At 72.6% G+C, this 20,418-nt stretch carries 21 protein-coding genes; 14 read left to right on the top strand and 7 right to left on the bottom strand.

The genetic code is table 11. The features are described 5' to 3' along the window. Positions 1-65 precede the first annotated feature (65 nt). The 12 genes from C2865_RS02140 to C2865_RS02085 all read left to right on the top strand — a co-directional run bounded on the left by C2865_RS02140 (position 66) and on the right by C2865_RS02085 (position 9,319). A complete protein-coding gene (locus C2865_RS02140) occupies positions 66-953 on the top strand; it encodes a diiron oxygenase (protein ID WP_106396562.1) in 888 nt (295 codons plus the stop codon). Then, on the top strand, positions 940-1,206 hold the full coding sequence (locus tag C2865_RS02135; RefSeq protein ID WP_198652823.1) for a hypothetical protein: 267 nt from the start codon (positions 940-942) through the stop codon (positions 1,204-1,206). Before C2865_RS02140 ends, C2865_RS02135 begins: the two co-directional genes overlap by 14 nt. Then, on the top strand, positions 1,203-2,072 hold the full coding sequence (locus tag C2865_RS02130; protein ID WP_106396561.1) for an aminoacyl--tRNA ligase-related protein: 870 nt from the start codon (positions 1,203-1,205) through the stop codon (positions 2,070-2,072). The genes C2865_RS02135 and C2865_RS02130 overlap by 4 nt, the downstream gene beginning before the upstream one ends. Beyond that, positions 2,069-3,055, top strand: coding sequence for an NAD(P)H-dependent flavin oxidoreductase (locus C2865_RS02125; RefSeq protein ID WP_106396560.1), 987 nt, complete (start codon positions 2,069-2,071; stop codon positions 3,053-3,055). Before C2865_RS02130 ends, C2865_RS02125 begins: the two co-directional genes overlap by 4 nt. Continuing rightward, the gene (locus C2865_RS02120; protein ID WP_106396559.1) at positions 3,052-4,113 is read left to right on the top strand and encodes an SDR family oxidoreductase; all 1,062 of its coding nucleotides are present in this window, start codon (positions 3,052-3,054) and stop codon (positions 4,111-4,113) included. Before C2865_RS02125 ends, C2865_RS02120 begins: the two co-directional genes overlap by 4 nt. Next, positions 4,110-4,592 (top strand): type II toxin-antitoxin system RatA family toxin, encoded by a 483-nt coding sequence (locus C2865_RS02115; protein WP_106396558.1) that lies wholly within the window; start codon positions 4,110-4,112, stop codon positions 4,590-4,592. Before C2865_RS02120 ends, C2865_RS02115 begins: the two co-directional genes overlap by 4 nt. Continuing rightward, positions 4,589-5,494, top strand: a complete 906-nt coding sequence (locus tag C2865_RS02110) for a beta-ketoacyl-[acyl-carrier-protein] synthase family protein (RefSeq protein WP_106396557.1) — start codon at positions 4,589-4,591, stop codon at positions 5,492-5,494. The genes C2865_RS02115 and C2865_RS02110 overlap by 4 nt, the downstream gene beginning before the upstream one ends. A 10-nt stretch (positions 5,495-5,504) precedes the next feature. Continuing rightward, the gene (locus C2865_RS02105) at positions 5,505-6,473 is read left to right on the top strand and encodes an LLM class F420-dependent oxidoreductase (RefSeq protein WP_232835295.1); all 969 of its coding nucleotides are present in this window, start codon (positions 5,505-5,507) and stop codon (positions 6,471-6,473) included. A 115-nt stretch (positions 6,474-6,588) separates the two neighbouring features. Further along, a complete protein-coding gene (locus tag C2865_RS02100) occupies positions 6,589-6,930 on the top strand; it encodes an ArsR/SmtB family transcription factor (RefSeq protein WP_106396556.1) in 342 nt (113 codons plus the stop codon). Further along, positions 6,927-7,403, top strand: coding sequence for an SRPBCC family protein (locus C2865_RS02095; RefSeq protein WP_106396555.1), 477 nt, complete (start codon positions 6,927-6,929; stop codon positions 7,401-7,403). Before C2865_RS02100 ends, C2865_RS02095 begins: the two co-directional genes overlap by 4 nt. A 636-nt stretch (positions 7,404-8,039) precedes the next feature. Next, the gene (locus C2865_RS02090) at positions 8,040-8,378 is read left to right on the top strand and encodes a PadR family transcriptional regulator (RefSeq protein ID WP_106397434.1); all 339 of its coding nucleotides are present in this window, start codon (positions 8,040-8,042) and stop codon (positions 8,376-8,378) included. Next, a complete protein-coding gene (locus C2865_RS02085; RefSeq protein ID WP_106396554.1) occupies positions 8,375-9,319 on the top strand; it encodes an HAAS signaling domain-containing protein in 945 nt (314 codons plus the stop codon). The genes C2865_RS02090 and C2865_RS02085 overlap by 4 nt, the downstream gene beginning before the upstream one ends. Before the next feature lie 184 nt (positions 9,320-9,503). Here the strand turns inward: C2865_RS02085 and C2865_RS02080 are convergent, their stop codons facing one another. From C2865_RS02080 to C2865_RS02060, 5 genes are all read right to left on the bottom strand, one after another. Beyond that, positions 9,504-9,971 carry an alpha/beta fold hydrolase gene (locus C2865_RS02080; RefSeq protein ID WP_106396553.1) on the bottom strand — a complete coding sequence of 156 codons (468 nt, stop codon included), beginning with the start codon at positions 9,969-9,971 and terminating at the stop codon, positions 9,504-9,506. Between the two features lie 76 nt (positions 9,972-10,047). Beyond that, positions 10,048-12,717: a helix-turn-helix transcriptional regulator gene (locus C2865_RS02075; protein ID WP_106396552.1), complete on the bottom strand. Its 2,670-nt coding sequence runs from the start codon at positions 12,715-12,717 to the stop codon at positions 10,048-10,050. 81 nt (positions 12,718-12,798) lie between these two features. After that, the gene (locus tag C2865_RS02070; protein WP_106396551.1) at positions 12,799-13,761 is read right to left on the bottom strand and encodes a zinc-binding dehydrogenase; all 963 of its coding nucleotides are present in this window, start codon (positions 13,759-13,761) and stop codon (positions 12,799-12,801) included. A gap of 36 nt (positions 13,762-13,797) precedes the next feature. Next, complete coding sequence (locus tag C2865_RS02065; protein ID WP_106396550.1) at positions 13,798-15,150, bottom strand: MFS transporter; 1,353 nt, start codon at positions 15,148-15,150, stop codon at positions 13,798-13,800. Positions 15,151-15,298: 148 nt separating this feature from the next. Then, entirely contained in the window at positions 15,299-15,748 is a 450-nt protein-coding gene (locus C2865_RS02060; protein ID WP_106396549.1) for a hypothetical protein, read from the bottom strand. A gap of 386 nt (positions 15,749-16,134) precedes the next feature. On the opposite strand from C2865_RS02060, the gene C2865_RS02055 reads away from it, so the two are divergent. Then, complete coding sequence (locus C2865_RS02055) at positions 16,135-16,941, top strand: AfsR/SARP family transcriptional regulator (RefSeq protein ID WP_198652822.1); 807 nt, start codon at positions 16,135-16,137, stop codon at positions 16,939-16,941. Positions 16,942-16,999: 58 nt separating this feature from the next. Here the strand turns inward: C2865_RS02055 and C2865_RS02050 are convergent, their stop codons facing one another. Beyond that, the gene (locus tag C2865_RS02050; protein ID WP_106396548.1) at positions 17,000-17,803 is read right to left on the bottom strand and encodes an antibiotic biosynthesis monooxygenase; all 804 of its coding nucleotides are present in this window, start codon (positions 17,801-17,803) and stop codon (positions 17,000-17,002) included. 122 nt (positions 17,804-17,925) lie between these two features. Here C2865_RS02050 and rfbB point away from each other — a divergent pair, with 122 nt between their 5' ends. Beyond that, positions 17,926-18,906 (top strand): dTDP-glucose 4,6-dehydratase, encoded by a 981-nt coding sequence (gene rfbB, locus C2865_RS02045; RefSeq protein WP_106396547.1) that lies wholly within the window; start codon positions 17,926-17,928, stop codon positions 18,904-18,906. Positions 18,907-18,963: 57 nt separating this feature from the next. Here rfbB and C2865_RS02040 read toward each other — a convergent pair whose 3' ends face one another. Beyond that, positions 18,964-20,391 carry an alpha/beta fold hydrolase gene (locus C2865_RS02040; RefSeq protein WP_232835294.1) on the bottom strand — a complete coding sequence of 476 codons (1,428 nt, stop codon included), beginning with the start codon at positions 20,389-20,391 and terminating at the stop codon, positions 18,964-18,966. Positions 20,392-20,418 lie beyond the last annotated feature (27 nt).

Below are 20,418 nucleotides of genomic sequence, written 5' to 3'. Positions count from 1 at the left end.
TCCACGCCGCCGACAGAGCGGCACGGAAGTTGACAAACACGTACAAGGCAAGGATCGGGACAACGATGCGTGTGAAGGAAGAGCCGGCCTTCGCGGAGATGGTCGAGCGCCTCTCGGCCAAATCCCGGCACGACCACTACAACCCGTACACCCGTTTCACCTGGCCCGACCGCATGGACGACGGCTCCTGGTGGATGAGCCCGGAGCACCTCACCGTCCACGGCACCGGCCTGGTGGGCGACGAGCGGGTCCTCAGGGAGCTCGCGCGGCGGGAGACCGTGAACTTCTTCAGCCTCCACGTCCACGGCATCCGGGAGCTGATGATCGAGGTGTCCCGCCGGATCCACACGCCCCGGTTCGCCGCGTACTCCGAGTACCTGCACCACTTCGTCGGCGAGGAGAACGCGCACATGTGGTTCTTCGCCGAGTTCTGCAACCGGTACGCGGGCGGCATCTACCCCGATGTCTCCACCCCGTACCAGCGCGAGGTGTTCGAGGAGGAGTGGGAGGACGTCGTGGTCTTCGCCCGCATCCTCATCTTCGAGGAGATCTTCGACTACTACAACAGCCGCATGGGCAGGGACCGGCGGCTGCCGGAGATCCTCCAGGAGCTGCACTCGGTGCACCACCACGACGAGAGCCGGCACGTGGCCTTCGGCAAGCAGTTCCTCCGGCACCTGTACGCGCACGCCGTGGAGCTGCACGGGCAGGGCCGGACGGCGGAGATCGAGGACTACGTCAAGGCCTACATGGCCTACTCCGTGCGCAGCCTCTACAACCCGCACGCCTACCGCGACGCCGGCGTCGCCCGGCCGCTGGAGGTGCGGCGCGAGGCCATGGCCCACCCGGCCCGCGAGGAGATCCACCGCAGGGTGATGGCCAGGATCGACAGGTTCTTCGTGTCCGCGGGCATCTTCGGGACGCCGTGGGGAGGCGAGGGTGTCGCGGTCTGACCACACGGCGTCGCCGGACATGGAGCGGGTCATCGACTTCCTCCGGCGGCGCAACGACGCGCTGGACTCCCTCGACTGGGACCAGGACCTGGTCGAGGACCGGATCCTCGACTCCGTCGGCTTCGTGGAGTTCCTCTTCCTGCTCGAGGAGCTCACCGGCGAGCGCATCGACCCCAAGCGGATCGACGCGATGAACTTCCGGACCCTCAACCGGATCAACGCGGCCTTCCTGGCCGGAAAGGCAGTACCGTGACCACTCCCTCGGCGCTCTCCCGCGCCTTCCCGCCCGTGCACGTCGAAGCCGGGCTGGTCACCCTGGGCTCCCCGGCGGTCCGGCTCCGCGACGCGCTCGACGCCGTCTTCACCGGCTGGGCCGACCGCGCCGGAGCCGAACGGGTGCTCTGCCCGCCGCTGGCCAGCGCCGCCGACCTGGCCGACTTCGACTACTTCGTCAACTTCCCGCACCTCGCCCTGGCCGCCGCGCCCGTCGACACCTCCGACCCCGACACCCTGCCCGGCCGCGGCGACGACGCTTCGCTGAGCCCCGACCGGCTGGGTTCCACCGCCCTCCTGCTGCCGTCCGCCGCCTGCTACAACCTCTACTCGGCTCTGCGCGGCGCACGGCTGGACCGGACGGTGAAGGCCACGACGATCGCGCAGTGCTTCCGGCGCGAGAAGGAGTACCAGGGCCTGCGGCGGCTGCACGGGTTCACCATGCGGGAGATCGTCGCCATCGGCGGGCCCGAGGACGTCCAGGCCCACCTGGAGCGGCACGCGGCCCTGATCGGAGAGTTCGCCGACCACCTGGGCCTGGACCTGGCCACCGAGGTCGCCACCGACCCGTTCTTCGATCCCGACGGGTCGCGGGCGGTGATGCAGCGGCTCTTCCCCGTCAAGCAGGAGTTCGTCACCGCCGACGGCGTCGCGATCGCCTCGGTCAACCACCACCGCAACTTCTTCGGCGAACGGGCCGACCTCCGGGTGGAGGGCGAGACCGCGCACACCGCCTGCGTCGCCTTCGGTGTCGAACGGTGGCTGCACGCGCTGCAGACCCGGTTCGCCGGGGACTGGGACGCCGCCTGCGACGCCGTCCGGGCGTACCCGGGAGCGCGGGCGTGACGGCGACGGCGCGGGCCCGCCGGGACACCCGCGGCCTGGCCCTGGACCGGGGGGTCATGCTCGCCGGGATGGGCGGCGTGGCCGGGCCCGGCCTGGCCGCCGCCGTCGGCCGCGCCGGCGGTCTCGGGGTCGTCGGCGCCTACAAGGCCACCGGCGCCGACCTCGCCGTGCTGCTCAGGTCCCTCACCGATCTGACCGCCGGCCCGGCGGGCGTCGGCCTGGTGCCCGAGGCCGCCGGAGCCCGGATCCTGGCCGCGCAGGTGGAGCAGATCCTGGCCACGACGCCCTCCCGGATTCTCGTCGTCGGGTTCGGCCTGCTCCCCTCGGGACTCGCCGCGCGGCTGAGGACCGCGGGACGCCGCCTCATCGTCCAGGTGGGGACGGCCGACGACGCAGACGCCGCTCTGCTCGGCGGCGCGCACGCCGTGGTCCTGCAAGGGGCGGGTGCAGGTGGCCGCCTGCTCGGCGACCGCCCGCTGCTCCCGCTGCTGCGCGAGGTGCGCACCCGGCATCCGCAGGCCGTGCTGCTGGCGGCGGGCGGCCTCACGACGGCCGACGCGGTGGCGGCCGCCGCGGAGGCGGGCGCCGACGGGGTGTGCAGCGGGACCGCGTTCATCGCCGCGGCCGAGTCCGACGCCCACCCCCTGTACCGGCGGCGGGTGGTCGAGGCGGACGCGGCCGACACGGTCGTCACCGGTGTCTTCGACCTCGGCTGGCCCGGGCGGCGGCACCGCGTCCTGCGCAGCGCCGTCACCGACGCCCCCGGCCGGTTCCCCCGCACTCCCATCGGCTTCACCACGGTGGGCCGCACCCGCCATCCCGTCTACCGGTTCTCCTCGGCGGCGCCCACCCGGGCCACCCGGGGCCGGATCGACCACATGGCGATGTACGCGGGCACGTCGTGCGCGCGTGTGGACCGCGTCCGGCCCGCGGCCGAGATCGTCGCCGACCTGGGCCGCGCCTTCGAGGAGGACGCACGATGACGACGAAGAAACCCTTCCTGCTGACGGGCGGGTCCGGAGTGGTCGGGACGGCGCTGCGTCGCGTGCTGCGCCCGGACGAGTACCTCGCCCTGGTGCGCGACCGGCCCCTGGACGGCGTCGCGTCCGTGCGCGGCGACGTCCGGGCCGAACGCCTCGGGCTCTCGGCCGCCGCCTACGACGACCTCGCCCGCCGGATCGGCGGCGTGGTCCACTGCGCCGCGGACACCAGGCTGAACAGCCCCGTGGAGGAGCTGGCGGAGACCAACCTGGCCGGCACCCGCACCCTCATGGACCTGGCCCTGCGCGCGCAGGCGCCCTTCCACTACGTGAGCACCGCCTTCGTGCACGCCCTCGAACGGCCCGGCGGCGCGGCCCGCCCGATGCCCTACGCCGAGTCGAAACGCGCCGCGGAACGCGAGGTGCGCGAGCTGGGATCCGGGTACACGATCCTGCGGCCCTCCATCGTCGCCGGGGACGCGCGCACCGGGGAGATCAGCGAGTTCCAGGGTCTGCACCGCACCTGCGGAGCCATCCTGCAGGGCCTCTTCCCGGCCTTCCCCGCCGAGCGCGGAAGCCTCGTCGACTTCGTGCCGCAGGACCTGACCGCCCGGGTCATCGCGGCCGCGGCACGCGGAGGACTGCCCGACCGCGCGGAGGTGTGGATCACCGCGGGCGAGCGGGCCATCACCTTCGACGCGCTCGTCGGGGTGCTGACCGAGCTCGGCGACGAGATCAGCCGGCCGTTCAGCCGCCCCCGGGTCGTTCCGCTGGAGATGTACGAGCGGCTCATCAAACCCGTCTTCCTGCCCGGCATCCCGCCGAAGCTGCGGCACCTGGTGACGGGGATCTTCGAGCACGTCGCCCCCTACCTGTCCTCGCCCGAGCCCTTCCCCTCCAGCGGCGCGCTGCTGGAGCGCCACGGCGCGGCGCACGACCCCCTGGCCGTCCTGCGCACGACCGCCGAGTACTGGGTCCGCACCACGGGCCACGCCCGCACCGAGCCCCTGAGCCTGGCGGCACTGATGAAGACCACGACGAAAGAAGGGACCCCGGCATGAAGCACTTCATGCTCCGCACCCTCGTTCCCGACCTCGCACCGGACGACGTCTTCGCACGCGTGTCGGCTTTCGAGGCCTTCACCGAGCACACCGACGTCATCCGGCGCCTGGAGGTGAAGAGGGACGCCGACGGGCGGCAGACGTCCTTCTGGGAGGTGCGCTTCTACGAGGGCATCATGCGCTGGACGCAGCTCGACGCCCCCGGCCCCGGCTCGCGCTCCCTGGCCTTCGAGCAGCTGGAGGGCGACCTCGACTCCTTCCACGGCTCCTGGCGGGTCGAACCCGCCGCCGCGGGCTCCCTCGTGGTCTTCGAGTCGGCGTTCGACCTCGGCATGCCCTCGGTCGCCGAGCTGCTCGACCCGATCGCGATCGAGGCGTTCGAGAACACCATGACCGCCATCATGCGCGGCCTGTTCGGCTCGGGTGCCGCCTTCACCATCCTGGTCGACGGTCGCGAGCAGGCGGAGGCGGTCCGATGAGCGCCGCCCACATGCACGCCTCCGCCTGGGCGTTCGGTGACAAGGACGTCTGGCCCGGCGACGGGCCCGAGCCGTCGGCCGCCGAACGGGAACGGCTCGCCAAGGAGAAGATCGCGGGCTTCTACCGGACCGACGAGGCGCCCTGGCGGATCGCCGCCCGCAGCGCCGCCGAGACCCTGCGGCGGGCCGCCCGGCGACCCGACCTGGTCCTCTACGCGTGCGAGTCGATCGACGACCGGGTCGACCTGCGCCGCGACCCGGACAGGTTCGCCGAGGCGATCGGCGCCGACCACGTCCCGCTGATGCTCGTCACCGCCAACGTGTGCGCCAACTTCGGCGCCCTCCTGCGGGTCGCGCGCAACCACGTCCTCACCGGCGACGCCCGCGACGTCCTGGTCGTGACCACCGACGTCTGGGGCGGCGGCTCACGCCTGATCGACGCGGGCACCTGCCTCATGAGCGACGCGGCCGCGTCCGTCATGGTGTCGGCCGACGCGCCCGCGGAGGGCTGGCGGGTCGGGCCCGTCGTCCAGGCGGCCGACCACACCATGCACTCGCTGGACCCGGCCGAGGACTCCATCGCCATGGTCCGCGGCACCGTCGGCGGCATCCAGCGCGCCACCGAGGGGTTCTTCGCGCCCGGCCCGGGCGGCGACCGCGAGGACTACCCGATCGTCGTGGCCGGCAACGTCGGCACCACCGTGCTGCGGCTGCTGGCCGCCGGCGGACGGCTCGACCTCGACCGGTTCGTCACCCGTACCGAGCAGAACGGGCACTGCTTCGCCGCCGACCTCGTGGTCAACCTCGCCGAGGTCGAGGACGAGGTCCCCGCGGGCGGCCGCGTGCTCGGCCTGTCCACCGGCCACAACTACTGGACCTGCGTCGCCTTCGAGCGAGTCTGAGAGGAGACCCGTGACCGCCGAAGACCGCCGCTGGGCCCTCGCCCTGCCCACCGCCGCGGCGCCGGGCCCGGTGTCGCGGCACCGGGACCTGGTCCGGGCGCTGCCCGCGCTCGGCTACACCGGCCTGTGGTCGGTGGAGACGGCAGGCCCCGACGCCTTCACGCCGCTGGCCCTGGCCTCGCAATGGGCACCGGGCCTGCGGCTCGGCACCGCCATCGTCCCCGTCCACACGCGGGGGCCGGCACTGCTCGCCCAGCAGGCCGCCACGCTCGCCGACCTGGCACCCGGCCGGTTCACGCTCGGCATCGGCGCGTCCTCGCCCGGGGTCGTACGGAACTGGAACGGCATCCCCTACACCGAGCCGTACCGGCGGGTCCGCGACACCCTGAGGTTCCTGCGCCGCGCCCTGGCCGGGGAGAAGGTGACCGACGGAGGCCTGGGCGTGCGCGGCTTCCGGCTGGAGCGGCCGCCCCCGACCCCTCCGTCCATCGCGCTGGCCGCACTGCGTCCCGGGATGCTCCGCCTGGCCGCCCGGGAAGCCGACGCCGCGATCACCAACTGGGTGTCCCCGGACGACGTGCGGGCCGTGCGCGCCGAGTTCGGCCACGACAAGGAGCTGCTCGCCCCGATCTGCGTCCTGCCCACCGAGGACGCCGACCTCGCGCGGGTGATCGGCCGCCGCCTCCTCGCCGCCTACCTCACCGTCCCCGCCTACCGGGCCTTCCACGACTGGCTCGGCCGCGGCACGCGGCTCAAGGCCCTGCACGAGTCCTGGGCGGCCGGCGACCGCGCCGCGGCGGCGGCCGCCATCCCCGACGAGGTCGTCGACGACCTCATCGTCCACGGCTCTCCCGCCGCCTGCCGCACCCGCCTCCACCACTACCTGGACGCGGGCCTCACCCCGATCGTCGGCTTCGGCCCCCTCCCCGGCCTCGACGTCCGCCAGGCCGCCCGCTCCCTCGCCCCTTCCACCACCTGATCCCCGTCCGCCTGACGCCGGTGAGGCCGCGCTCGTGCGGCCTCACCGGCGTCAGGCGACGCATCCCTGACACTTAGCCCTTGCGCTCAGTTTCCAAGGAAGATAACTTAGCCGTATGGCTCAGTATCTGTTGGAGCTCGACACCGTGTTCCAGGCCCTCGCGGACCCCACCCGCCGTGCGGTACTGGGCCGGCTGGGGTCCGGCCCGGCGAGCGTCGGCGAACTGGCGGCGCCGTTCGACATGGCGCTGCCGTCGTTCATGAAGCACATCCGTCACCTCGAGGACGCCGGGCTGATCACGACGCGCAAGACCGGCCGGGTGCGGACCTGCACGCTGGAGAAGGAGTCGTTCGGCGTGGTCGAGGCCTGGCTCGTCGAACAGCGGAACATCTGGGAAGGCCGCACCGACCGGCTCGAGCAGTTCGTCACCATGCACACCGAGGAGACGCCCGCATGACCGCATCCCCGCACCCCGAACTCGACCTGACCGTCTCCCGCGTCATCGGAGCCCCGCGCTCGGCGGTCTGGAACGCCTGGACCGACCCCGCGAGCTTCGCGCGATGGTGGGTTCCCGCGCCCGAGGTCTGCCGGGTTCTCGACATGGACCTGCGCCCCGGCGGTTCCTTCCGCACCGAGATCAGCCAGGACGGCGCCGCCTTCACCCCCCACATCACCGGCTGCTTCCTGGCCGTCGACGAACTCGAACGCATCGTCTTCACCGACGCGCTCGTAACGGGCTGGCGGCCCGCACAGGCCTCGTTCGTGACCGCCGTCATCACCATGCGGGACCACCCGGACGGAACCGAGTACACCGCCACCGCGATGCACCGCGACACCGCAGACCGGGACCAGCACGAAAAGCTCGGCTTCCACGACGGCTGGAGCACCGTCACCCGGCAACTCGCCGAACTCGTCGAGTCCCGCCCGTAGGCGGAAAGAAAAACCCGCGAAGCCCTCCTCCGTTCGCCTCCTTACGCCTCGCCGGCCCGGTCGCGCTCACCGCGGGGGAGGGCATTGAAGAAACCGCCGAGAGCGGCGGATCCCGAAGGCCGCGTGCCTTCCCCGGCCTGATCCACCCGGCCCGGTTCCCCGGCACTACCGGGATGCGGACCAGAGGGAAGTGCCCACCCGACTCGCTCCCGCCCGCAAGGCCTCACGCCTGCGCCGCGTCCTTCCCCTGGCGGGCGCCTCCGTGCACTTCCGTGAGCTGCGGTACGGCTGCGGAAGGCTTGTCGCGTCTGCGGACAGCATCGGCAGTCCGCCGAAATGGCCCACGGCCGGACCGTCTGCGTATGACGACGTGCACCGCTGGGCGGTGGCCGGTCGCTTCTCCACGCCAGCGGACGGAATGCCGCACGCGGGCGCTTTCTCGTGGAGCCGGTTCGGCTTGTCCGGCGCCCCGGTAGCCATGCGGTGGACCGCTGGCAGCGGGAGTCACATCGGATGCGGTGCCTTGGGCGGGGTACCCGCGACGGGGTCGAAGGCCTGAGGCCGCTTCTCGAGGGTAGAGCGCCTGAGTTATTAGATGGTGGACATTAGTGTGCGGCACACTGTATGGTGTTGGGCATGTCCCCAGAGGAACTGATCCGGGCCCAGGCCCAAGAGCTGCGCCGCGGCACCGTCGTGCTGGCCTGCCTGGCGCTGCTCGAGGAGCCGCAGTACGGCTACGCGCTGCTGGAGACGCTCAACGATGCGGGTGTCTCCGTCGACGGCAACACCCTCTACCCGCTGCTGCGCCGGCTGGAGAAGCAGGAGCTGCTCACCAGCGAGTGGAACACCGACGAGTCCCGGCCGCGGAAGTTCTACCGGGTCAGTCCCGAGGGCTCCCGGGTGCGGGCGGGCCTGGTAGGCGAATGGCACGACCTCGTCGCCTCGATCTCACGACTGACAGAAGAGAAGCCATGAATGCGAACACCCTGACCGAGCGCTACGTACACGAGGTCGTCCGGCGGATCCCCACCGACCAGCGCGACGACGTCGCCGAGGAGCTGCGCGCCGTGATCGCCGACACCGCCGAGGCGCGCGGTGCGAGCGAGCACGAGGTGCTCACCGAGATGGGCGACCCGATCCGCCTCGCCGCCCGTTACGCGGACCGGCCGCTCGCGCTGATCGGCCCCGGCCTCTACCCGGCGTACGCCCGGACGCTGAAGGTCCTGCTGGCCGGCGTGCTGCCGGTGGTCGTCGCCGTGTCCATGGCGGTCGAGGTCCTCGACGGCGGCGGCGTCGGCTCGGCGATCGGCAGCGGCATCGGGGCGCTGCTCGCCGTCGGCGCCCAGATGATCGCCTGGCTCACCGCGGTCTTCGCCGTGGTGGAGCGCTCCCGCTCCCTCGACCGCCTGTTCCGCGGCACCGAGGGCTGGACGCCCGACGACCTGCCCGACGCCCCGCAGACGGAGAAGGCGGCCGGCGCCGGCACTCTGGCCTCCGCCGCGTTCAGCACGCTGCTGCTCGCGCTGATCGTCTGGCAGCACGTCGCCGAGCCGTACCGCACGGACGGCGACCACATGCCGGTCCTCGACCCGGCCCTGTGGTCGGGCTGGATCTGGCCGATCCTCGCCGGCCTCGCGGGCACCGTGCTCTGCGAACTGGTCCGGGTCGCCGTGCGCCGCTGGACCGTCCCCCTCGCCGCCGCCTACGCCGCCGCCGAAGCCCTCTTCGCGGCCTCCCTCATCTGGGTCCTCCACAAGCAGGCGTTCTTCAACCCGGACTTCCTCGCCACCGTCAACGACGGCAAGGGCTGGACGGTCCCGGACGAGCTCTACACCGGCACGATCCTGGTCGTCCTCGCCGTCGGCGTGACCGAAGTGATCGGCTGCTTCCGCGAGACCCGCAAGACCCGCGGCTGACGCAAGGCCCGCGACCGCCCCCTCAGGACCCGCCCCCCAGCGGGTCCTTCCGCTTTCGGTCACCGCATTCACTAGGTGCCGGTGCCCCGCGGCGGCAGAGCGGTTCGCGCGGGCAGCCCTCCGGCGATGTCGGCGGAGACCAGAGAGGCGAGATCATACGGCGGGCCGGCGGTGTCCGATCCGATCACCTCATCCCAGTGGAAGACCCGGACGAAGTCCGTGTTCGCGAGTCGTTCCGCAACGGTCGCGGCGGGCTCGGCACCAGCGGCGCCAGGGCGGGCACCAGGGTTCCGGCCATGCTGCTGCCGAGGAATGCCACTGCGTCGGATGTCCGGTGGTGGGCCTGCATACCGGCCAGGACGTGCCCGCCGGGCGACTGTCCCGCACCCACGACGCAGCGGACGGCGACCGGACCGGCCTCCGGTGCGAGCGAACCCCGACGCAGCCGGTCGACGATCCCGATGACCGCGGCGTGGCCGGCGGCTGCGACGGTGGGCAGGTCCGTCACCTCGAACGGCGGGATCGAGCTGTCTCCGATGCCCGGGTAGTCGATCGCGACGACCACCGTTCCCCGCTCGGCATGGTGCCGGGCTCGGCTGAACCCGGGCACCGGCAGGTCGAAGTACCGCCGGTTGTACCCGCCGCCGGGCATCGGGGCGGAGTCCGCTGTTGCGACGAGAGAGCAAGGCCGTCACCCAGCTCTTGGTGCATGCGTCTTGGCCTCGGGTTCAGCCGTCGGGGAGGTCGATCCGGGTCAGTTCGATGCGGGAGCTGACGCCGAGCTTGGGATAGGCGTTGTAGAGGTGGTAGCCGACGGTCCGCGGGCTGAGGAAGAGGCGTTCGCCGATCTGCCGGTTGGTCAGTCCCTCCGCGGCCAGGCGTACGACGTGCCGTTCCTGGGGGGACAGGGGCGTCGCCTCCACGGCGGCCGGGGCGGGTGCGAGGGGGCCGCTGTCGCCGGCGGCGCGGAGTTCGGCGCGGGCGCGGTCCGTCCAGAGCGCGGCGCCGAGGGCGGCGAACGTCTCGACGGCGGTGCGCAGGGCCGGGCGGGCGTCACTGGGACGGCCGGTGCGGCGCAGCCAGGAACCGTGCCCGAGGAGGGTGCGGGCGTGCTCCAGGGGGCGGTCCGAGGAGGACAGGCGGGCGAGGGCTTCGTCCCAGAGGGGTGCCGGATCGGGGGAGAGGTGGGCTTCGGCGCGGGCGAGAAGGCCGCGAGCCCAGTCCTGGCCGGTCTCGGCGGCCCACGGGGTGATGGCGTCGAGGGCGGAGCGGGCTTCGTCCGTGCGGCCGAGCCGGGCCAGCGTCTCGACCCGGTCGATGGACAGATAGCGGGTCATGACGCCGGGCAGTTCGGTCCGGGTGAGGACGTCGAGCAGCGCCAGCGCGTCATCGAGGTCGCCACGGGCCAGCGCGAGGGCGGCGCGTGCGGTGGCGGGCGGCGTGCCGTCGGTGAGCGTGCCCTGCCAGGCGGCGATGGCGGCGCGAAGGCCGCGGGCCTCGGCGGCGAAGAAAGGCTGGTCGGTCTCCTCCGCGATGCGTTCGGCGGTGCGTGCCGTGGCGTCCGCGTCGTGGAGATGACCGCGGAGCAGGCGGACGCGCGTGAGGTCGCGCAGGACTTCCGGCAGGGCGCCGGTCGCGTTCGTACGGTACTCGTCGGCGACCTCGGACAGGAGATGCTCCGCGAGGGAAAGGTCACCGGTCGCGATGACCCATTCCAGAGCGCACGCACGTTCCAGCGGGGCGAGTCGGCGCAGCACGTCACCGGTGTAGAGGGCGTGCAGCGCGGCGACACCGGGCTGTCCCAGGGCGATGCGGGCGAGCCCGGCGGCGGCGTCGCGCAGCGTGCGGGCGTCGGCGGCGTCGGGGGGCAGCGGCAGGGCGTCCGTCGCGGCCAGGGCGGCGCGCATGATCGTGCGCTGACCGCTGACCCAGGCGGCGCCGGTGGCGTCCAGCAGCATGAAGGCCGCCTTGACCGGGGCGTGCGCGGCCGCCGGTGTCGCTCCATCCATCAGGAGGCGGGCCGCGGTGTCGGGACGGCCGCGGAAGTACGGGTCGAGGGCGCTGATCTGGGCGAGTCCGGCTCGTACGGCCGGGTCGGCCACGAGGGGTGTCGCCTGCTCGGCGAGGGCGGCGGCACGCGGCGCGTCACCGGCGTCGGCGGCCGCGCGGGCGGCCAGGGCGAGCCTGCGGCCGCGGTCGTCGGGGGCCGGGCTGAGCCGGGCGGCGCGTTCGTAGGTCGCCGCGGCGGTGCCGTAGGCGGCCTGTCCGCGGCCGCAGCCGGCGCTCTCCTCGACCTGGCGGGCGACGGACTCGTCGGGCTCGGTGGTCGCGGCGGCCAGGTGCAGCACCCGGCGGACGAAGTGGTCCGGGCTGGTGCCGGGCAGGGACCGGGCGAGCGCCGCGTGGGCGGCCACCCGTTCGGCGAGCGACGCCGTCTGCACGGCCGCCGAACGGATGAGGGGGTGGGGGAAGGCGACGTGGCCGTCGGAGGTGTGCAGGAGGCCCCTGCACTCGGCAGGCTCCAGGTCGGTCAGGTCCGCGCCGAGATGGGTGGCGGCCCGGACGAGGGTGTGCAGGTCGCCGCTGCCGTCGAAGGCCGCCAGCAGGATCATGGCGCGTGACTTGGGCGGCAGGTTGACGATGCGCTCGGTGAAGCCGTGCCGGACCAGGTCGGTGCCGATCGCGGAGCCGAACGGTTCGAGGGCGCCCTCGCGGTGGGCGGCGGGCAGTTCCTTCAGCGCAAGCGGGTTGCCCGTGGCCTCCCGCAGCACGAACTCCCTCACCTGGTGCGGCAGGTCGGGTGCGTGGGCGGTGAGGAGGGCGGCGGACGCCTCCCGGTCCAGCCGGGGCAGGAGCAGCTGGGGAACGCCCGGGGCCGGGAACGCGGGGGCGTGCCCGTCACGTGCCGCGAAGAGCATGACGGTGCCTTCGTGGCGCAGCCGGCGGGCCGCGAAGAGCAGAGCGTCGGCGGACGAGGCGTCGATCCAGTGCGCGTCGTCGATGAGGCAGAGCACCGGCTGTTCGGCGGCGAGCGCGTTCAGCAGGGAGTGCAGCGCGATGCCGGTCTGGAACCGGTCGCCGGCCGGACCGTCGGCCCTGCCGAGCGCCGCGTGCAGCACGGCGGCCTGCCGCTCCGGCAGCGCGTCGATGCGGTCGGCGACCGGTGCGAGCAGCATGTGCAGACCGGCGAAGGGGAGGTCCTGCTCCGTTTCCACACCGAGGGCGGTCAGGACCAGCAGGTCGCCGTCCTCGCGGGCGCGGTCGGCGACGTCGGAGAGGAGCGCGGACTTGCCGATCCCCGCCTCGCCGCGCAGTACCAGTGCCGTGCCGCGGCCGGAACGTGCTGCTCGGAGCGACTCGGCGAGGACCCTGGCCTCCTGCTCGCGGCCGTAGATCATGCGGTCAGCCTAGGCGACCGGGAAGACGGACTTCCGCACTGGTGTCCGAAAAGTCCAACCAAGGCTGACCGCATGGGGATATCACGGCAGGAGGACCACCTTGCCGACCGTCTTCCGCCCGCGCAGAGCGGCGTGCGCGGCCGCCGCCTCCGCGAGCGGGAACGCGGTGACGGCGGGCACGAGGCGTCCGGCCGCCGCCTCGGCGAGGGCCTCCTCCTGCAGGGCGCGCATCCCGCCGGGCCTGCGCGCCATCCTCGGGCCGAGGGCGTACACGGCGCTGACCGCCCGGTCGCGCAGATCGACGGAGGTGAAGGCCGTGATCTCCTCCGCCCAGCCGTGCACCACGTGCACGCCGCCCGGTCCGAGCAGTTCGAAGGCGGTCCGGCCCGCCTCGCCGCCGACGCCGTCGAAGACCACACTCACCTCACCCGCCTCCTTCTCCCAGCCGGGCAGCGTGTAGTCGACGGCCCGGTCCGCTCCCGCGGCGCGGACGCGCGCGGTCTTCGCGGGCCCTCCGGCCGCGCCGACCACCGTCGCTCCGGCGGCCTTGGCGAGCTGCACCAGCAGCGTGCCCACGCCTCCGGCGGCCGCGGTGATCAGGACGGTGTCACCGGCGCCCACCTCCGCCGACCGCCAGATGCCGAGCGCGGCACGGCCGGTGCCGACCATCGTGATCGCGGCGGGGAAGTCGAGAACGTCCGGGACGGGGAAGAGCGCGTCCACCTCCCGGACCGCGAACTCGGCGTAACCGGCGTTGACGAGGCCGAGGTGCGTGACGACCCGGCGGCCCAGCCAGGACTCCTCGACGCCGTCGCCGAGCGCGTCGACCACGCCCGCCACCTCCCGTCCGGGAGTGAGGGGGAGGTCCGGCACCGGAAAGGGGATCTTGGACGGGTCGCCTTCGTGCAGGAACGCGTCGAGCACGTGCACGCCCGCCGCCCGCACCGCGATGCGGACCTGCCCGGGCCCCGGCTCGGGTGTGGGGACGTCGTCGTGGTGGAGATGCTCTTCGGGGCCGAATGCGTGAATGCGGATGGCTTTCATGCCGCAGACGCTAGGAAGCGGAGGCATGGTCGCACCTCAGTCGAATGACCGGGTCCGGCTACCGGCGACGGCCGCTCCGGCGGCCACCGCGAAGGCCGCGCACGCGACGCCCGCCAGCAGCACGATCGCGCCGCGGAAGCCGCCCGCGCTCCAGGCCGCCGCCGACACCGCCGGAGCCAGCACCAGACCGACGGTACGGGCCGTGTTGGTCAGGCCGCCCGCCACTCCCGCCTGCTCGTCCGGCACGGAACGCAGCACCGCCGTGGTCACCGCCGGGTTCAGCAGCCCGGCGCCCAGGCCCAGCAGCGCGAGCCGCCACGCCAGATCACCCAGCCCGGCACCGGCGTCCAGCGGCAGGTGCAGCAGGATCGCGACGCCTACCAGCGCGGCTCCCGCGGCCGCGACCGGCAGCGGCCCGACCCGGTCCACCACCCCGCCCGCGACCGGCGTGACCAAGGACATCACTCCCACCCAGCACAACACGGCGGTACCCAGCAGCCCGGCGTCGGCGTGCAGGACGTCGGAGACGAAGTACGGCAGCACGAACGACGTCAGCCCGGTCGAGACGGCGAACAGCGCCAGCACCAGCGCGGGCAGCCCGGCCATCGCCGACCGCAGGACCGCCACCACCGGCCGTGAAGCCCGCAACCGCGCCCAGACCACGCCCAGCCCCACCGCCGCCACCAGGACGGTGGCGGCGGGAACCGGTGCGGTGTCCACCAGTTCGACGGAGAGGACGAGCGCCGTCATGGCACCGCCGAGCACCGCCCCTTCGGCCAGCAGCCCGCGCCCCGGCAGGGGCAGCCGCCCGTCGCCGCGCCGCAGCAGCCGGGCGCCCGCCACCGCCACGACGACCAGCAGCGGCATCTTGATCAGGAACACGGCGCGCCACCCGAACTCCGCCGCCACCCAACCTCCCAGCGGCGCGGCCCCGGTGGCTCCGAGCGTCATCACGGCCATCAGCCATCCCATCGCCCGGCCGCGCTCTTCCGGCCGCACCGCCCGCACGAGCGCAGGCGTCGTACACGCCATGAACCCGACGCTCACCAGGCCGAGCAGCGCCCGCGCGGCCAGCAGCGACGGCAGGTTCGGCGCCAGCACGCCCAGCACGCTGAACACCCCGATCCCCGCCAGCCCCGCCAGGTAGACGACCCGCAGGTCCGCCCCGTCCACCCACCGCCCCGCGGGCAACGCCAGCGCCGCGGAAGGCAGCGTGTAGACGAGCAGCACCCAGGCCGTGGCCCCCGGCGACACCCCGAACTCCGCCCCGACCAGCGGCAGGGTGAACGACGACAGGGAGATCTCACTCGCGGCGATCAACGTCGCGAGCGCGAGCACGAGCACCGTGCCCCAACTGGTCTTCGGCAACGCGCCGACATCAGTGGTCATGCCGCCGCACGCTAGGAGGCCACCGCGCCCCGGCACCCCAGTCACCTGACCGGCACACCTACCGGCGGCCCTCCCCCAGCCCTGGTCCGGGGAAGGCCACCACCCGATCCTTAAGGGACGAAGCACCAGGTCGCCGGGCTGCCGGTCGTTACTGGGTCTCCCGGATGAGGGTGGCGGCCTGGCCGGAGAACTCCACGACGGCGTTGTGCGGGGCGTCCTGCACCCATGCGTCGAAACCGTCGATGGAACACTTGCTGTCGTCGGGCGGGGTGGTGCCGTCGGGGCAGGTGCCCCCGGCGACGTACAGGACGGTGTCGGTGGCGGTGAAGAAGACGATGTCGCCGACGATGAACTTGCCGGGCGCCAGGTAGCGCAGCTGCCCCCACTTCGAGGCGATCTGCTGGCCGACCGGCTGCTCCTGCGGCGTTTCCGAACCGCTCGGCGAGGAGGGCGCGTCCGGGGCGGAGGTGTCGCTCGGCGCGGACTCCGAGTCGAAGGACGAGGAGGACGGGGGCGCCGCGGATCCGTCATCGCCGGTGCAGGCCGTCAGGCCGAGTGCCAGTACCGCCGCCACTCCGGTGATGAGGATCTTCCGCATGAGTCCCGCCCTCGTTCTCGGTGCGCGATCCTTCATGATCGCGCTATGTCGGGTGAGATGCGGGCACGGCCCCGCGGAGTTGGCGCGCAGGGAAGTGATCAATCCGACCCGGCACGTCCCGAACCCGCGGCCCGGCAGGGGAGTCAGGATGACCTGCCGGTACAGAGAAGTTCGCGCGGTCCCGGATTTCCTTCAGGGACGCGCCGCCAGCGCCTCCGCACGCGCGGTGGCACCCCGGCCGGCATCGGAAGGGTTCGCCTTCGCCGCCCGCGGCTCCTTGTGGAAAGCTCATACGCGATCGGTGTACCGCACTCTGGTGTCCGATATGTGCATGCATGGATTCTGGATTCTTGATCGCGAAGTCGGATCGGGAAGGCGGAGCGCACATGTTGGACATCAAGGTTCTGGGACCACTCGAGGCCGTCGGGGCCGGAGGATCGGTGGCCCCTACGGCGGCCAAGCCGCGGCAGATCCTGGCACTCCTGGCCCTGCGCGCCGGGGAGGTCGTCCCTGTGCCGACCCTGGTCGAGGAGATCTGGGGCGAGAGCCCGCCGCGCAGCGCGCTGACCACCCTGCAGACCTACATCCTGCAGTTGCGGCGCCTGATCGGCAGGTCGCTCGCACCCGGTGCCGCCAAGTTCGTGCTGGTGACGCGGTACAACGGCTACCTCTTCCCCGCCGACGAGGTGCGCGTCGACGCCCGGAACTACGAGAGGCTGGTCGGCGAGGGCAACGGCGCCTTCGAGCGCGGCGACTACGCCGAGGCGTCCCGGCTGCTGCGGCAGGCGCTCGGCCTCTGGTCCGGGCAGGTACTGGTGGACGTCCAGAAGGGCCTGTCGCTGGGCATCGAGGTCACTCATCTCGAACAGAGCCGCATCGGGGTCCTGGAGACCCGGATCGACGCCGAGCTGCGCCTCGGACGGCACCACTCGATGCTCGGGGAGCTGGCGATGCTGGTGGCGCGCAACCCGATGCATGAGAACCTGTGCGCGAAGTTCATGATCGCCCTCTACCGGTCGGGCCAGCAGTGGCAGGCCCTCGAGACCTACCGACGGCTGCACGGAGGCCTCGCCGACGAGCTGGGCATCGACCCCTCCGCGCGGCTGCAGCGGCTGCACCAGGCGATCCTGAACGCCGACCCGCATCTGGAGCTCCCGGAGGCCGACGGAGTGATGGCCGGGCAGTTCCCGTAGACCTCCGGGCAGGCGAAACGGCCCGGAGGGAGCCGTCCGCTCCGGGCCCGCCCCGTGTTCAGCCGCCTGAGGCCGCGGGAACCTTCGCGGTGGAGGGAGTCGTGGTGAAGCGGGGGGAGTAGACCTTCGGATCGGACACCGCCAGCGCGCGGAGAGCCCCGGCATGGGGCCGGAACCCGGGCTGCGAGACGGCCGCGCGCAGCGCCGCTTCGCTCTCCCAGCGCGCGAAGTTCACGTAGCTACCGGGCTCGTCCGTCTGCTTCATCAAGGTGTGCTCGATGAAGCCCGGCTGCGAGGCGAAGTACGCCGACGTCGTCTCGAAGGCCTCCTCGAACCTCTCCGCGTCCGCCAGGTCGTTCAGCGTGAACCGGTTGAGCAGGGTGACGGGTGCGGAGTGCCGGACCACGACCTCCGCGAACCTGGCCAGGGTCTCCCCGGGGCTCGGGCCGTCGAGCGCGGCGTGGATGGCCGGGGCGAGCTCCGGCCCGTGCCGGTGCAGCCCGCTGTGCGTGATCGACACCTTCGTGCCGCGCGGCACGGCCGGCTCGAAGTCGACCTCGATGAAGCTCGCCCTGTCATCGTCGAGGATCGGCCGCCAGCCCGGCCCGACCCGCCAGGTGAACACGATCCGGCGGGGAGGGTCGAACTCGGTCACCGTGCCCCAGGCGATCTCGGTCCCGTCGGCGTCCACGTCGTAGTAGAGGCCGCCGACCCGCGGCTCGATCACCAGGTCCACCCGGTCCTTCACGAACACGTGGTGCTCGGGGAACCACTCGACCGGCCGTTCGACGAAGAGGGTGAAGGCGTCGCCGACGGGGACGTCGACGACCGTGGACTTCTTGACATCGGGGATGTCGGTCATGAGCACTCCTTGTCACTGAACCTGCTGAAAGGGTGAGTCACGGCTCTCGAGCGGAACCGGAGGCGCGGACGAATCGACCGGCAGTGCAGAGACTTTCGAGCGGCGGGGGCGACGGTGCGACCATGCGACTCTTGGTCACCGGTGCCGCCGGGTTCATCGGATCCTTCTACGTCCGGGCCATGTTGGACGGGCACTACCCGGGCTATGCGCAGGCCGACATCACCGTCCTGGACAAACTCACCTATGCGGGAAACCGCGCCAACCTGCCCCACCGCCATCCGCGGCTCACCTTCGTGCAGGGTGACATCTGCGACCGCCGCCTGCTCCAGGACGTGCTGCCGGGCCATGACGCCGTCGTGCACTTCGCCGGCGAGTCCCATGTGGACCGGTCTCTGATGGTCCCCGGCGAGTTCGTCAGGACCAACGTGCTCGGCACCCAGACCCTGCTGGACGCGTGCCTGTCCGCGGGGGTGGGCCGCTTCGTGCACGTGTCCACCGACGAGGTGTACGGCTCCATCGACCAGGGATCCTGGACCGAGGATTCCGCGATCAGTCCCAACTCGCCCTACTCGGCGTCCAAGGCCGCCAGCGACATGATCGTCCAGGCCTATGTGCGCACCCACCGGCTCGAGGCGTCGATCACCCGCTGCTCCAACAACTACGGCCCCTACCAGCACATCGAGAAGCTCATCCCGCGGTTCGTGAGCAACCTCCTCGGCGGCCTGCCCGCGCCGCTGTACGGCCAGGGCCGCAACATCCGCGAGTGGGTGCACGTGGCCGACCACTGCCGCGCGATCCAGCTGGTCCTCGCCCGGGGCAGGGCGGGCCACGTCTACAACGTCGGCGGGGGCGTCGAATGCACCAACCGCGAGATCGCCGACCTGCTGGTGAAGCTGTGCGACGCTGATCCGGATCTCGTCACCCGGGTCCCGGACCGCAAGGGCCACGACTTCCGTTACGCGCTGGACGACTCGAAGATCCGGAACGAGCTGGGCTACGAGCCCCGGGTGGCCTTCGACGAGGGCATGGCCGCGACCGTCGAGTGGTACCGGCAGAACGAGTCGTGGTGGAACCCTCTCAAGACGAGGGCGGTCACGGGCTGATCCACCGCACACGCGGGCCGGGCCGCCCCCGACTTCCGGCGGCCCGGCCCGCGTGCGTCAGGGGGTGTCCTCCGGGACCGGCGGAGGCGGGTGAGCCCCCGGGACGCTCACCCGGGCCGGCGGCAGGGCGCCGTCCACCAGGTAGCGCTCCACGAGCTCCTCCAGTGCGGGGTTGGCGCCGCTCAGCACGTAGACCTCGTGGTCGCCGGACTGCTCCACGGTGATCAGGTGGTGGCCGAGGAGCTCCGCCATCGCCACCCCGCCCTCGTACTGATCGAGCGGGTCGCCGTCGGCCTGGACGATGAGTCCCACCGGGTAGCCGTCCCGGGCGGGGACCGTCGGCGGTTCGGGCGACTCGAAGGTGCGGAAGGCGCCCACCCAAGGAGCCGCCCGCAGGACTCCGTGCCCGTAGGGGTGGTGCTCCCGGCACATGCGCATGTCCGCGTAGTACGTCTCCAGGTCGGCGGGCCACTCGGTCTCCAGCGTCACCGCCTCCAGGACGCTTTGGCGCGTCTGCTCACTGGCCCGCGCACCCCAGCCTCCCGTGCTGTGGTCGGCCAGCAGTGCGTCCGCTTTCCCAGTGTCACCGTCGTCGGCCGCCTCCAGCAGCGCACCGACGAGCCCGGCCAGCTTCTCCCATGCCGAACGGTCGGTCGACAGACCGCCCACGATGCCGTCATAGGAGGTGCGGGCGTGCATGCCGTGCGGCCGGGCGTCCAGGTGCGCCGCGACCCGTTCCACGGCCGCGAACACCTCGCCGGCGGACGTGCCGAGGCCGAAGCGGCTGTTGCGACGAGCGGTCCACTCCGCCCACTTGTCGACGTTCTCACGGATGGCGCGGGCCTGCTCCAAGAACTGCTGCCGCCAGGTCCAGCCAGGGTGCACGCACGAGTCCAGCAGGCTGCGGTCCAGCCGCTCGGGGAACATCGTCCCGTAGACGACGCCCACGTAGCTGCCGTAGGCGTAGCCGAGGAAGCTCAGCTTCTCCTCTCCCAGCGCCTCCCTGATGGCGTCCATGTCGCGTGCGGTGTTGCGGGTGCTGATGTGGGGCCGCAGAGCGCCGCCGGCCCGCTGGCAGCCGAGTTCGCGCTCTCGCATGTCGGACGCCATCGCCTCGAAAGCCTCCTCCGGAGGCCGGGAGTCGAACGGGGCGGTCGTGGGGGTGACCTCGATGAGCAACCGGGTGGACGCGCCGGTCCCGCGCGGGTCGAAGCCGACGAGGTCGTAGACGTCGGCCAGCGGTGTGTCCGCGAAACGGAGCGGCATGTCGCGGCCGAGGCCTCCGTCCCCGCCCGGCCCGCCGTTCACCCCCAGCAGGATGCCGCGTCGCCGCGCGGGGTCCTTGGCCCGCAGCCGGCTCACGGCGATGGTGATCCGCTCACCCTGCGGGTCGGCGTAGTCCACGGGGACCTCGAGCGTCGTGTGCTCCAGCCGCTCCCCGGGTCCTGCGGCCGTCCAGACCGGCTGCGTGCTGATCTTCGGCATCAAAGCCTCCTTCGTCATCGGGCGCCT

The sequence above is a fragment of the Actinocorallia populi genome (genome assembly GCF_002995495.1).
GTDB lineage: Bacteria > Actinomycetota > Actinomycetes > Streptosporangiales > Streptosporangiaceae > Actinocorallia > Actinocorallia populi.
The sequence above is the reverse complement of the archived record's forward strand: the minus strand, read 5'-3'. Positions and strand labels throughout refer to the sequence as shown.

What these genes read in the sequence shown, in the direction of transcription:
- C2865_RS02060 (WP_106396549.1), bottom strand. Translation starts at nt 15,748, where the DNA reads ATGCGGAAGATCCTCATCACCGGAGTGGCGGCGGTACTGGCACTCGGC.
- C2865_RS02065 (WP_106396550.1), bottom strand. Translation starts at nt 15,150, where the DNA reads ATGACCACTGATGTCGGCGCGTTGCCGAAGACCAGTTGGGGCACGGTG.
- C2865_RS02095 (WP_106396555.1), top strand. Translation starts at nt 6,927, where the DNA reads ATGACCGCATCCCCGCACCCCGAACTCGACCTGACCGTCTCCCGCGTC.
- C2865_RS02070 (WP_106396551.1), bottom strand. Translation starts at nt 13,761, where the DNA reads ATGAAAGCCATCCGCATTCACGCATTCGGCCCCGAAGAGCATCTCCAC.
- C2865_RS02050 (WP_106396548.1), bottom strand. Translation starts at nt 17,803, where the DNA reads ATGACCGACATCCCCGATGTCAAGAAGTCCACGGTCGTCGACGTCCCC.
- C2865_RS02100 (WP_106396556.1), top strand. Translation starts at nt 6,589, where the DNA reads ATGGCTCAGTATCTGTTGGAGCTCGACACCGTGTTCCAGGCCCTCGCG.
- C2865_RS02140 (WP_106396562.1), top strand. Translation starts at nt 66, where the DNA reads ATGCGTGTGAAGGAAGAGCCGGCCTTCGCGGAGATGGTCGAGCGCCTC.
- C2865_RS02075 (WP_106396552.1), bottom strand. Translation starts at nt 12,717, where the DNA reads ATGATCTACGGCCGCGAGCAGGAGGCCAGGGTCCTCGCCGAGTCGCTC.
- rfbB (WP_106396547.1), top strand. Translation starts at nt 17,926, where the DNA reads ATGCGACTCTTGGTCACCGGTGCCGCCGGGTTCATCGGATCCTTCTAC.
- C2865_RS02115 (WP_106396558.1), top strand. Translation starts at nt 4,110, where the DNA reads ATGAAGCACTTCATGCTCCGCACCCTCGTTCCCGACCTCGCACCGGAC.
- C2865_RS02055 (WP_198652822.1), top strand. Translation starts at nt 16,135, where the DNA reads ATGTTGGACATCAAGGTTCTGGGACCACTCGAGGCCGTCGGGGCCGGA.
- C2865_RS02080 (WP_106396553.1), bottom strand. Translation starts at nt 9,971, where the DNA reads ATGCCCGGCGGCGGGTACAACCGGCGGTACTTCGACCTGCCGGTGCCC.
- C2865_RS02085 (WP_106396554.1), top strand. Translation starts at nt 8,375, where the DNA reads ATGAATGCGAACACCCTGACCGAGCGCTACGTACACGAGGTCGTCCGG.
- C2865_RS02040 (WP_232835294.1), bottom strand. Translation starts at nt 20,391, where the DNA reads ATGCCGAAGATCAGCACGCAGCCGGTCTGGACGGCCGCAGGACCCGGG.
- C2865_RS02090 (WP_106397434.1), top strand. Translation starts at nt 8,040, where the DNA reads ATGTCCCCAGAGGAACTGATCCGGGCCCAGGCCCAAGAGCTGCGCCGC.
- C2865_RS02120 (WP_106396559.1), top strand. Translation starts at nt 3,052, where the DNA reads ATGACGACGAAGAAACCCTTCCTGCTGACGGGCGGGTCCGGAGTGGTC.
- C2865_RS02110 (WP_106396557.1), top strand. Translation starts at nt 4,589, where the DNA reads ATGAGCGCCGCCCACATGCACGCCTCCGCCTGGGCGTTCGGTGACAAG.